Genomic DNA, 11,661 nt, shown 5'->3' on the forward strand with positions numbered 1-11,661 from the left:
CTCCGGGTGCTGTTCGCCGACTCAATACAGCAGGGCCTGTTGCAGGATGCTGACGGCCGTTTTGGTCAGTAAATCCCTTTTCGGGTGTGGGACAGTGACCAGGCCGGGCTTCGTGGGATGCTTGAAGTGGTGGTGACTGCCCCTGACCCGTACCAGATACCAGCCGTCTGCGACGATTTGGGTTATCAAATATCGGCTATTCACATCACTTCCCTGTGCTGTGTAGGTGGTTACTATACCTACTGAAATTTAGTTATCAACACTATAACCACCGCTGGTGGCGACAGAATGGATGAGTGGTAGGGAGCAGTGTAGGAACCACCGCAAGACGCGGTGTCCAGCAGCAGCGCTGGAGTGTTTCTGATTCCTTCAACGCCAGTTCAACGCGTGTTGCCGCTGGATGGCGGGCATAAAAAACCGGTCACTGAGGACCGGTTTCTCTTGTCTCTGCATCTTCTGTTTAAAAGGTGAGTTTTCGGCACCGCGCTTCTCTCACAGAGAAAAACCGATGCCGAGAATCACGTCGTCGCTACTCAAGCAGCTGATCAATCAAAACTGCGTTGGTATAGATCAAGCTTCCATCGCTCGCTCGATGCCCGACCAGATGGAACTGACCGCGCTCGTCGTGCAAATAGACGCGCATTTGGCAGTCGGACAAGGGGCCGTATCCCTCAGGCAGGATCAAATCCATTGAGTTCATGTCGACATCGACCATGGCTTCACGCTCATGGGTCTTTTGCAGACGTTCTTCAGCTTCCTCCAGGCGCAGATGGAGAGGGGCATCGACGTCAAAATGGATCTCTCCCACCGGGGTGGATTTTTGGGCGCCGCTGATTTTGCACCAGCCTTCGATCGTCAAGGCACTCATGACGGAACCTCCGTAGTGGACTGCTGGACTCTGCAGCTCGGGCCGCTTCTGGCCGATCTCTGCCGTCCGTAATCAGAAATTAAGTATAGCTGGCAACCGGGCCTCGTTTGCCGGCCTTCCTCCTGGCGGGCAGTTTTTCAGAATGTCCCTAATCATGTTGACTGAGCGGAACCAAGTCGCTACGCCTAATTGAGTCCCGGGAGACGTGATGCTGAATATCTACAGTTATAGGAGTGAATAGATTTAAATAATTAACTTGATGTTGGAGTTGAAATGTCCAGGCATCGGTTTTTCAGGAAAAGCGCTGGCTCCGTTCCTGCACTATACTTCTTGCTGACTTTACCGTCGGGAGCAGTGGTGCTTGTCTGCTCTGCTGGGACGTCAGATTAGTATTAATTTGACGATGCTGTTAAGTGGCGATGCTTTTGCATAATCCACGCGTGACAGGAATAGGATGAAGAGAAAATGGCAACAGCAATTATCTTGATTCTAATCGTTGTTGCATCAGTGTTGTTCAACATCCTGGCGCCTTGGCATGCGACACCGGCCGCTTCCAACTGGGGGTCAATAGACACCACCCAGTTCATCACCCTGGTCATCAGTGGAATATTTTTCATCGCCGTCACGGTATTTATGGCAGTAGCCGTGATGCGTTATCGTCACAAGGACGGTGCCAAGGCGGCTTACCAGCCAGGCAATAAAAAGTTGGAGTTATGGTTAATTATCGTTACGTCGGTCGGTATTGCCGCGATGTTGGCGCCAGGCCTGGTTGTTTACAGTGATTTCGTCCGGGTGCCGAAAAAAGCTTATGAACTTGAAGTGGTTGCCCAGCAGTGGCAGTGGGCTTTTCGTTTTCCCGGTCGGGACGGAAAGTTGGGCAAGTCGGATATCAAGTTTGTTGATTCCACCAACCCTTTCGGTCTTGATCCCAAGGATCCTGCAGGGCAGGACGATATACTGGTACTAAACAATGAAGTTCACCTTCCGCTCGATCAGCCGGTAAAAGTTTTACTGCGTTCCAAAGATGTGCTGCACGATTTCGATGTACCGCAAATGCGCGGCAAGATGGACATGGTGCCAGGGATGGTGTCGTACTTTTGGTTTACGCCAACTAAAGCCGGGAAATATGAAATCATTTGTGCTGAATATTGCGGCGTGGGGCATTACAACATGCGCGGCCATATGATCGTCGACGAACAGGGTGCCTTCGATCAATGGCTGAGCAGCCAACCGACTTTTGCGCAGACATTAGCGGCAGCTGCCAAACCCAGTCGGGACAGCCAGTTGGAAAAAGGCCGGCTGTTGGTCGAGAAGTACGGCTGCAACGCCTGCCATAGCCAGGATGGCAGTGCCAGTCTCGGCCCGGGTTGGAAAGGGTTGTATGGCCGCGCCGAACAGCTTGCCGATGGCACCAGTGTGCAGGTCGATGAGGCCTACCTGAAAGCGGCAATCCTCGATCCGAAGGCCCGAAGGGTGCAGGGCTACCCGCCGGTCATGGTGGCCTATACTCTCAATGATGATGAACTGGGTGCTCTCGTCGCCCTGATCAAATCACTGGGTACTGCGCGCCAAGGCGATGAGCTTTCTGCCCCGGGTGAAGACTTGGCGGCGCAGGGACAGCAACTGGCCAAGTCGTTCGGCTGCCTGGCCTGCCACAGTGTTGATGGCAGCAAGGGCATCGGCCCCAGCTGGCAGGGCCTGTATGGCAAGACAGAAACCCTTGAGGACGGTACGAGGATAAAGGTCGATGAGGACTATATAAAAGAATCGGTTCTCAAGCCTAACGCCAAAATCGTCAAGGGCTATGCGCCCATCATGCCGACCTTTACGCCGAGTGATAAGGAGTTGAGCGCACTGATCGCTTTTATCAAGTCCAAAGCGAATGCCGACGCTGATGCGAGCAAGGCGGAGCCAGGAAAGTAGCCGTAAGCAGCCAGCAATACACCGAAACTTCAGTTGGAGGATGACGTGATGGCCTATGCGGAGCAAGCCGAAACAGAAGCACTGCACGAGCCCAAAAGTTTCCTGACCAAATATATCTGGAGTCAGGACCACAAGGTCATCGCCATTCAATATTCCTTGACGGCTATATTCGTGGGCATCATCGCCGTGGTGTTGTCCGACTTGATGCGCTTGCAGATAGGCTTCCCCGGTAGTTTGGGGTTCATGGACGCCAGTACTTACTATCAAGCGATGACCATGCACGGCATGATCATGGTCATTTATTTGCTGACGGCCTTGTTTCTCGGTGGCTTCGGCAACTATCTGATCCCGCTGATGGTGGGGGCCCGTGACATGGTCTTCCCCTACGTCAACATGCTGAGTTACTGGACCTACCTGCTCGCGGTACTGGTGTTGCTCGCCAGTTTCTTTGTTTCTGGCGGCCCCACCGGTGCGGGCTGGACGCTCTATCCGCCACAGTCCATTACCAAGGGGACACCGGGGACCGAGTGGGGCATCGTACTGATGCTCATGTCACTGGCGATTTTTATCGTCGCAACCACCATGGGCGGATTGAACTACGTCACCACGGTGTTGCAGGCGCGCACGCACGGCATGACATTGTTTCGCATGCCGCTCTCCGTATGGGGAATCTTCATGGCCTCGATTATGGCCTTGCTGGCGTTCCCGGCGTTGTTTGTCAGCGCGATCATGACGCTGTTCGACAAGCTGTTGGGCACCAGCTTCTTTATGCCGGCGATCATCTCGCTGGGGCAGCAGCTCGATCACCAAGGTGGCAGCCCGATATTATTCCAGCACCTGTTCTGGTTTTTCGGCCACCCGGAAGTCTATATCGTTGCTCTCCCGGCGTTTGGTCTGGTCTCCGACTTGATCAGCACGCATGCGCGTAAAGGTATCTTCGGCTACCGAATGATGGTGTGGGCCATTATTGCGATTGGCGTACTCAGTTTTGTGGTCTGGGCACACCACATGTATGTCAGCGGAATGAACCCCTACTTTGGCTTTTTCTTCGCCACCACCACCTTGATCATCGCGGTGCCGACTGCACTGAAAGTCTACAACTGGATTCTGACCCTGTGGCGGGGCGACATACATCTGACCGTACCGATGCTGTTTGCCCTGGCCTTTATCGTCACCTTTCTGGTCGGCGGTCTGACGGGGTTGTTTCTCGGCAATGTGATCGTGGACATCCCGCTCTCCGACACCTATTTCGTCGTGGCCCATTTTCATATGGTCATGGGGGTCGCACCGGTACTGGTGGTGTTCGGCGGCATTTATCATTGGTTCCCGAAAGTCACCGGGCGCATGACGAACGACACCCTCGGCAAGCTGCATTTCTGGATTACCTTTCTTGGCACCTACGCGATCTTCTTTCCCATGCATTACCTGGGTTTCCAGGGCATGCCACGCCGCTACTACGCTTATGACAACTACGCGTTCATTCCGCAGTCGGCGCATGATTTGAATGCCTTCATTACGGTGGTCGCATTGATCGTCGGCGTTTCCCAACTGCTGTTCCTGTTCAACCTGGCCTGGAGCACTTTCAAAGGCAAGCCCGCAGGCAGTAACCCCTGGGGCGCGGCCAGTCTGGAATGGCAAACGCCGGACACCCCGCCGGTACACGGTAACTGGGGCGCGAAGCTGCCGGTCGTGCATCGCTGGGCCTATGACTACAGCATGCCGGGAATAGACCAGGATTTCGTTCCGCAAACGGTCTCCGACGAGGAGCTGGAGCAGATGCGGCAACTCAGTGCAGGAGCCAGGATTGCGGACGTTAAGACATGAACAGGCTGCTATTGAGAAACGCCGACGGTGCTGACCCCGGCGGTAGTTGGAGTGGTGGTCCTGAAGATATTCAGGCCGCCGAGGCTGCCGATAGAATCCAAAATGCGAGAGTCGGCCTGCGCTTGTTTCTGGCCGTAGTGAGCTCGTTATTCTTTCTCTTCCTGGTCGCCTTTATCGAGCGCTCGCAAATGGCCGACTGGCAACCCCTGACGGAGCCGTTGGCGCCCTTAGCCAATCTATGGCAGCTATGGCTGAATACGGCTTTTCTGGTATTCAGCTGCATCGCCCTGCAGTGGTCGCGTATGGCCGCCCGACAGGGGCGACTGGACGCAACGGTCATTGGTTTTGCAGTGGGGGGCATATTTGCAGTTGCCTTTCTGACGGGACAACTCTGGGTCTGGCAGCAGTTTGTCGCCTGGGGCTACTTTGTCGCCAGCAATCCGGCCAACAGTTTCTTCTACCTGTTGACTGGCCTGCACGGGTTCCACCTGCTGGGCGGGCTGATCGCCTGGAGCAGAACCGTCGCTAAATTCCTGCATCACGTGCCGTTGCCACAACTCAGCGCCAGCGTAGAGCTCTGTGCCACCTATTGGCATTACTTACTGGGTCTTTGGTTCGTGCTATTCGCGCTGCTGACCAGTACGCCGGCAACCTATGAAGCCATTGCCAGATTCTGCGGCCTGAGGTGAAAAGCCATGGCATCGCACCCGCTAGCCCCAGTCGAATCCAGTTCATCCAATCCACCCAGCTCGCCACCTGCAACGGGATGGCAGGGCATCGCCAACGACTGGGCCTCGGACAGAGAGGCTTTCAGGCAGGTGCCCTGGGGCAAGGCGATGATGTGGATATTCCTGCTCAGCGATACGTTTATTTTCGCCTGTTTTTTAACCGGCTACATGTCGGTGCGCATGAGCACCACTGCCGCCTGGCCGAACACCAGTGAAGTGTTCGCATTGACGATCGGCGGTAGAGAAGTCCCACTTCTTCTGATCGCCATCATGACCTTTGTGCTGATCAGTAGCAGCGGCACCATGGCCATGGCGGTTAATTTCGCCTATCGCGGTGATCGCGCGAAAACCACGGCCCTGATGCTGGCAACCGCAGCCTTCGGCGTGACCTTCGTCAGCATGCAGGCATTTGAATGGAGCGAGCTCATCGCAGAAGGGGTGCGTCCCTGGGGGAACCCCATGGGGGCGGCGCAATTTGGTGCCAGCTTTTTCATGATTACCGGTTTCCACGGACTGCATGTGTCAGTCGGCGTCATCTACCTCAGCATAGTGGCGCTGAAAGTATTGCGGGGAGATTATGAGCACTCCGGAAACTATCAGATCGTTGAGATAGCCGGGCTTTACTGGCACTTCGTGGACCTGGTGTGGGTGTTTATTTTTGCTTTCTTCTATTTATGGTAAGTCGTGAACAGGTTCTGAAGAGGAGCACTGATGATGGCGCATACCCAGGGTCAGCAACATCCAATCAGTTTGTACCTTAAAATCTGGGGGCTGTTATTCGTCCTCAGCACGCTGTCGTACCTTGTCGACTATTTTCACTTCCAGGGCTACCTCCGTTGGTCTCTGATCATCACACTCATGTTGTTGAAGGCAGGTCTGATTGTCTCCATCTTCATGCACATGGCCTGGGAACGGTTGGCCATGGTCTACGCCATATTGGTGCCACCGTTGTGTTTGCTGGTACTCGTCGGACTGATGGCCACCGAGGCTGATTATGTGTTCCTCAGCCGGGTGATTTTCTTTGGCCAATAAGCGACGTCCGGATGGCACTTCCGGACGCCCTCAAGCCTGCGGGGCTAACCTGATATCACTCGTTTGAACTGATGCCATTTGTGCTGCCAGGCGACTGTCCAGTGAGGGGCTGCCGTACCCATGCCGGCGATCTTCAGCCTTGGATGATGTTCGATTACCCGGTCCAGTACCGATTCCTGATCCGGCTCAACATCCACGAAGAAGATATGTTTGCCCTCGTCTACCACTTGTTTAAAACTGCGGAAGTGCGTGTTTGGTACCTGGATACCAAAAAAACCGCCTTCCCAGATGCTGAAACCCAATATAACAATCGCCAGGAAGATAAAAGGCATCCAGCCTGCGACGGATTGGGTCCAGCCCAGCCAATAGGCGCCACCCAGGACCAGCGCCGCGAGTGGCACACCGATCACCGCACCAATCTCGCCAGAGTGAACAGTATCTTGTTTCATTAACGAGTTAACTTCGTGGAGGTGATGTTCTTCAACATCAGCCACTTCTTCACTGAGCACATGAATTTGTTCGGTATTGATGCCGTTGGCTTCCAGTTCAGTTTCAACGGTTTCAAGATCGTCGAGATTGTCACTGATGTAATAGTGCCGATTCATACCACACCTCCCATCTCGTGCTTGCTGTGGACCTCCTCTGTCCTGCAGCCGTTAACTGAGATTTGCAGTCGGTATCTGTAGCCGTGGGGGACGTTGCAGACTTCATGCAATTTGAAAGAAGTATAGCATTCGCTAGCACGCGTGATTTTTGGTGTCAAGACCTGGAGGGGCGCCGAAACAGCGCCCCCTTGTGACGTCAGGACGGTTCTGCATCCATACGTCGCGCAATCACATCCAGCACATCGCAACCGTCGCGCAAAGGTATGCAGCAGAGCAATGCGAAGTCGCTGAGAATGACCGAGTCAGTGGTGATGTCACCCCGCATCGCGAGGTTTTCAAGAATCTGCGTCACGGCTCGGATTCTGTAACTGGCCGTGCTGAGCAGTGAATGCAGCGGTTGAGTGGTGTTGACGAACAGGGAGGGTAGGTCGTCGGCGTTGCTGGTTAAAGCCATGTATTCATTCATGAGTGATCACCATGTAGTTGGAAGACCCCACCACTCAATTGTCGCCAAACAAATGGGTGGCAGCTGTACGCGGGTTGGCGAACCGGACATGGCATAACCGGCAGATCCTAGGATCTCCCACGCACAGCTACCAAAAAACAGGCAGCTAAGTGCGTTCAAAAGCGCTCCGAAACTGCTCGGAAGCTTCTGCACCATGTCGTCGAGTCGCCAAACCCGACACGCCATTTGGGCGTCGGCCGACTATAAGCCTCGTGACAAAAGCACAGCAATGAGCAAGTGTACGGACAATTCCCAGTGTCGTGTGGGACATTGCCTTTTCGGAAATTGGCTTCTTTGTGCCACCAGTAAATGGGTGGTCGACACTGAATTTGGCTGGTGTTAATCCGCCGCGCCGTAGAATCACTCTTCTCCGCCCCCCCATCTCACGATCCTCAAACGCAGAACGCACGGCCTCTACAATGCGTTCTGCCATGCGCTCATCTTCAAGCTGCGGGTACCCTTTCTTTAGCTTGCCGGACACCACCCAACCGTTCTCCTTGATGGAGCGGATGATGCGGTTCGCATCCTGGTCTGGCATTTCCAGTACTTCTTTCAGCCGGTCCTGAGCTCGCTGAAAGATCACCAGTACTCTGGCTTCATCTGCCATTTCCTTTCGAATCGTGTGCTCGACGACGCGTGCGGTGTACAGGACGTGTTCGGTCAGATCGGGATAGCGCCAGGCAAAGCACGCGTCCTCGTATTCATCGAAGATGAAGTTGCTGCGAGTCCCGTGCGAAAACGCTAATTTTCGTAGACGTGAAAATGCTAACGCTTGATGAAATTTGATAATAAATCCGTGTTTTTAGAAAAAAACGCTAACAGGCTTCAGGGTAGTCGCTAACGCCCCGAGAGCACTTGCTCATCGATCAGCGGACAACGGACAAAAGTGGGGAGATGCCTCAGAGCCCGATTCCACCAAACTCCAGACATAAAAAAACCGGCCATCAAGGCCGGTTTTTTTATGTCTGCATCCCCCGTCAAAAAACGACGTGAGACTGAAATCTGATTGGAGCGGGTGAAGGGAATCGAACCCTCGTTATCAGCTTGGGAAGCTGGAGTAATGCCATTATACGACACCCGCTCAGAGCGGCTGACTTTGTACCAGATGTGGCCGGGGATTTGAAGTTTTTCTTTGGCTGATCTGTGTTTACGTGAGTTTTTGCAGGTTTTGACGGGCAGGGGCAGGCCTCGTCGGCCGCTGGGCTCAGCGCTGGCGATGGCGGTGGTACGCAGGGTTTGAAACCGTGTTGCGGTCTGTCGCGGGCAAGCCTCGTTCCGGCAAGTAGTGCGTGTACCTAGGAAGACGAGGTTGCTCGCGAGGACGCTGTTTCAAATGGCCAGTGCATGGTGGTCCTGGGTGAAGTGGGAACGCGTTCGGCCTTCATGATGAGCCGGTTTCAGGAACCCCAGCAGTGCATGGCGGCTGTCTCGGCAGGCGGCTTTGTGCTCCATGTCGAGAAAGTGCCCGGTGGCCCGGATGGTGCTGAACGTACTGTGTTGCACATGGCTGGCGAACAGGTGGGCATCGCTGGCAGCGGTGTACTCGTCCCATTCACCGTTCATGAACAGCACCGGCACGTCGATGTGCTTGGCTGCCTTGAGGTAGCACATGCGGTCGCTGTTGAGCACGTGGCTGATGTGGAAGTGCATTTGCCCGTATTCGTGTTCGGCCAGGCTGCTGACGTGGCGATAGTTGAAGCGTTTGAACAGTGATGGCAGGTGCTTGCCGATGGTGTTGTTGACCAGATGGCCGACACGGTCGCGGTCAAGCTTGCCGAGGTAGTCGACACCGCGCTCCAGGTAATCGCGCATGTGTTCGTTGACCACCGGCGAGAACGAGCTGATCACGGCCTTTTCGATCCGGCGCGGACGCTGTGCCAGAGCGATCATGGTAGCTGCGCCACCCCATGAGAATGACATCACGTGTTCTGCGGCAAAATGATCGATCAGCTCAAGGAGGATCTGTCCTTCGACTTCCTTGGTGAGCATTTTCTCGTGCCGATTGTGGGCTTTTGACTTGCCCGCGTAAGGCTGGTCGTACAACACCACGTTGAATTGCGGGTGCAGGTTTTTCACGGTTTGTGCAAACGATGCAGTAGTGGCCATCGAGCCGTTGACCAGAATAATGGTCTTCTCTGCGGCGTCTGCGCGATAGAACTCCGTGTAAACCCGGTACTGACCTTGTATATCCAGCACAGCGATTTCTGGCCTCATGTCATAAGACTCCTGGCAAGCGGGTATGCGCGCAATGAGATTGCACGAGCTTTGTGACAGGTAGGCATACGCCTGGAATTTTTGAGCCCATGTCGATCCGGTGAAGGCTGGTCGACGGGTATTGTTATTGGCGGGCAGTCTGTCGGGATAGGTGAAATCTGCGAGGCGCTCTGCCGACAAAAAGTTTCTTAGAAGTATGTTATGACTTGCCGGTCACATTTCGGCCGACGTCCTGATTCAAGCAGGGGAGCGGCCATCGCGCAAGTGCAGTTCGTAAATTGTTCGACGACTTCTGCTCAGCGGTCGCTTGCTTCAGATCAGCTGGATCTCTGTGGCGCTCAGCGGGCGGTACTCGCCTGGTCTCAATGTATCGTCGAGTACCAGCGGCCCCATGCGTTCGCGGTGCAGGCGCAAGACCTTGTTATCGAAGTGACCGAACATCCGTTTCACCTGGTGATAACGGCCTTCGACGATACTCAGCCGCGCCGATTTTTCGCCCAGCACGACCAGGTCGGCAGGTTGGGTGGTGAGATCCTCAAAGGCGAAGTACAGGCCTTGGGCGAAGGTCTGTGCGTACTCCGGCGTTATCGGCTGTTCGGTTTCGACGTAGTAGACCTTCGGCAGTTTGGTCTGCGGTTGGGTCAGGCGCCGCGACCAGGAACCGTCGTTGGTGATCAGCATCAGCCCGGTGGTGTTGAAGTCCAGTCGCCCGGCGATGTGCAGGTCGTCCTTGTCAGGCTCAAGGATCAGGTCGAGGACGGTCGGGTGTTCCGGGTCGCGAGTGGCGCTGACACAGCCCGGCGGTTTGTGCAGCATGAAGTAGCGCGGTGGCTTGCCGGCTTGCAGCACTTCGTCGTCGCACTCGACACGGCTGAACTCGCGCACTTCACAATGTGGATCGCTGACGATCTGCCCGTCGACCTTGATCCGCCGTTCGACCAACAGCAGACGCACCTGTTTGCGGTTGAAGCGGGGCAGGTTGCTGAGGAAGCGGTCAACGCGCATGACGGTCGGCAGATCGGAAAAGGGCGCGCATCTTACCCTATAGGGCTGCTTGCAGCTGCGACTCGACCTGAGCACAGCGCGGGCACAGGCACGACTGGTCGCGCAGTTCGGCGGGCAACGCCAGAAGCACCGCCGGGTCGATGCTCACGCCATAGCACCAGCAGGCCTGGTCGGCGGTTCGCGGGTCGGCCAGGCTGCAATCGTTGCGGGTGCCACAGGCCGGGCACAGGTCAGGTTTATTCATCGATGGAATGGGGCACTTCTGCGCAGGTTCGGTTAGGGGCGGTAGGCTTGGCACGGTACATCGCCTGGTCGGCGTGTGACAACAGGCGGTGCAAGTTAGGCGGGCCGCTGATTTCATGCCGGCTTCCAGCGGTCGAGAAGCGTTATCGGCTACTTGCTTAAATTTGTTTCTAAATCGCACCAGATTCCGATTTTGCTGTCAGATGTTTCGTCAGCCAGATGAATTGGCTGCCGCTGACCAGCGTCGCTGGTATGGCTCATTCGCGGTCCAGGAGGCCGCCATGTATCGTCGACTTCTTCTCATTGCTTCATTGGGTTTGACGCTTTCTGCTTGTGTACCCTATTACGACGAAGGTCCCGGTAATTACGGCCCTCAGATCTACACTTCGCCGGCGCCGGCTTATTACTACGGAGGCGGCCCCTATTATTCCTCACCGCCCGTGCGTTACTACGAGCCAGCGCCGCGCTACTACCAGCCAGCGCCGCGTTATTACCAGGCACCACCGCGAGTCGAGTACCGCGTTTACCAGAGCCGAGGCTGGGATGACCGCGACCGCCATGGCTGGGGTCATCGCGAAGAGGGTGGCCACGGCCGCCGGGATTGGGATGATCGGGGGCATCGTGACGGGCGTGATCACGACAGACATGGTGACCGTGATGGTCGCGATGGCCGCCGCAATTGGGACGGCCACCGTTAGGCCTTGCAACGAACAA

General features: G+C 55.4%; 13 protein-coding genes, 1 tRNA gene and 1 pseudogene. 6 read left to right on the plus strand and 9 right to left on the minus strand.

All coding sequences use genetic code 11. From position 1 onward, the window contains the following. Nucleotides 1–21: 21 nt before the first annotated feature. Together AC1DIG_RS20520 and AC1DIG_RS20525 are read right to left on the minus strand one after the other, a co-directional pair. The gene (locus AC1DIG_RS20520) at nt 22–204 is read right to left on the minus strand and encodes a type II toxin-antitoxin system HicA family toxin (protein ID WP_477768754.1); all 183 of its coding nucleotides are present in this window, start codon (nt 202–204) and stop codon (nt 22–24) included. Nucleotides 205–529: 325 nt separating this feature from the next. Next, nucleotides 530–868 (minus strand): hypothetical protein, encoded by a 339-nt coding sequence (locus AC1DIG_RS20525; protein ID WP_477768755.1) that lies wholly within the window; start codon nt 866–868, stop codon nt 530–532. A gap of 465 nt (nt 869–1,333) precedes the next feature. Here AC1DIG_RS20525 and AC1DIG_RS20530 point away from each other — a divergent pair, with 465 nt between their 5' ends. Genes AC1DIG_RS20530 through AC1DIG_RS20550 form a run of 5 tightly spaced genes read left to right on the plus strand, consistent with a single transcriptional unit; the run spans nt 1,334 to nt 6,375 of the window. Beyond that, nucleotides 1,334–2,791 carry a c-type cytochrome gene (locus AC1DIG_RS20530; RefSeq protein WP_477768756.1) on the plus strand — a complete coding sequence of 486 codons (1,458 nt, stop codon included), beginning with the start codon at nt 1,334–1,336 and terminating at the stop codon, nt 2,789–2,791. A gap of 48 nt (nt 2,792–2,839) precedes the next feature. After that, a complete protein-coding gene (ctaD, locus tag AC1DIG_RS20535; RefSeq protein WP_477768829.1) occupies nt 2,840–4,615 on the plus strand; it encodes a cytochrome c oxidase subunit I in 1,776 nt (591 codons plus the stop codon). Continuing rightward, a complete protein-coding gene (locus tag AC1DIG_RS20540; RefSeq protein ID WP_477768757.1) occupies nt 4,612–5,304 on the plus strand; it encodes a cytochrome c oxidase subunit 3 in 693 nt (230 codons plus the stop codon). The genes ctaD and AC1DIG_RS20540 overlap by 4 nt, the downstream gene beginning before the upstream one ends. A gap of 6 nt (nt 5,305–5,310) precedes the next feature. Further along, entirely contained in the window at nt 5,311–6,024 is a 714-nt protein-coding gene (locus AC1DIG_RS20545) for a heme-copper oxidase subunit III family protein (protein WP_477768758.1), read from the plus strand. Between the two features lie 33 nt (nt 6,025–6,057). Beyond that, nucleotides 6,058–6,375, plus strand: coding sequence for a cytochrome C oxidase subunit IV family protein (locus AC1DIG_RS20550; RefSeq protein ID WP_123582582.1), 318 nt, complete (start codon nt 6,058–6,060; stop codon nt 6,373–6,375). A 44-nt stretch (nt 6,376–6,419) separates the two neighbouring features. Here AC1DIG_RS20550 and AC1DIG_RS20555 read toward each other — a convergent pair whose 3' ends face one another. The 7 genes and pseudogenes from AC1DIG_RS20555 to AC1DIG_RS20585 all read right to left on the minus strand — a co-directional run bounded on the left by AC1DIG_RS20555 (nt 6,420) and on the right by AC1DIG_RS20585 (nt 10,948). Next, nucleotides 6,420–6,980, minus strand: coding sequence for a magnesium transporter (locus AC1DIG_RS20555; RefSeq protein WP_477768759.1), 561 nt, complete (start codon nt 6,978–6,980; stop codon nt 6,420–6,422). Nucleotides 6,981–7,176: 196 nt separating this feature from the next. Next, on the minus strand, nt 7,177–7,446 hold the full coding sequence (locus tag AC1DIG_RS20560) for a hypothetical protein (protein WP_054596089.1): 270 nt from the start codon (nt 7,444–7,446) through the stop codon (nt 7,177–7,179). A 415-nt stretch (nt 7,447–7,861) separates the two neighbouring features. Continuing rightward, nucleotides 7,862–8,215 (minus strand): annotated as a pseudogene (locus AC1DIG_RS20565) (Fic family protein); the annotation flags it as partial. 277 nt (nt 8,216–8,492) lie between these two features. Continuing rightward, a tRNA-Gly gene (locus tag AC1DIG_RS20570) sits at nt 8,493–8,566 on the minus strand. Between the two features lie 248 nt (nt 8,567–8,814). Further along, the gene (locus AC1DIG_RS20575; protein WP_477768760.1) at nt 8,815–9,699 is read right to left on the minus strand and encodes an alpha/beta fold hydrolase; all 885 of its coding nucleotides are present in this window, start codon (nt 9,697–9,699) and stop codon (nt 8,815–8,817) included. Nucleotides 9,700–10,011: 312 nt separating this feature from the next. Beyond that, nucleotides 10,012–10,704, minus strand: a complete 693-nt coding sequence (locus AC1DIG_RS20580) for a pseudouridine synthase (RefSeq protein ID WP_477768761.1) — start codon at nt 10,702–10,704, stop codon at nt 10,012–10,014. Between the two features lie 37 nt (nt 10,705–10,741). Next, nucleotides 10,742–10,948 (minus strand): cysteine-rich CWC family protein, encoded by a 207-nt coding sequence (locus tag AC1DIG_RS20585; RefSeq protein ID WP_477768762.1) that lies wholly within the window; start codon nt 10,946–10,948, stop codon nt 10,742–10,744. Nucleotides 10,949–11,228: 280 nt separating this feature from the next. Between AC1DIG_RS20585 and AC1DIG_RS20590 the strand changes: the two genes are divergently transcribed. Beyond that, the gene (locus AC1DIG_RS20590) at nt 11,229–11,645 is read left to right on the plus strand and encodes a hypothetical protein (protein WP_477768763.1); all 417 of its coding nucleotides are present in this window, start codon (nt 11,229–11,231) and stop codon (nt 11,643–11,645) included. The last annotated feature ends 16 nt before the right edge of the window (nt 11,646–11,661 follow it).

The organism is Pseudomonas sp. 05N431 (genome assembly GCF_056397005.1).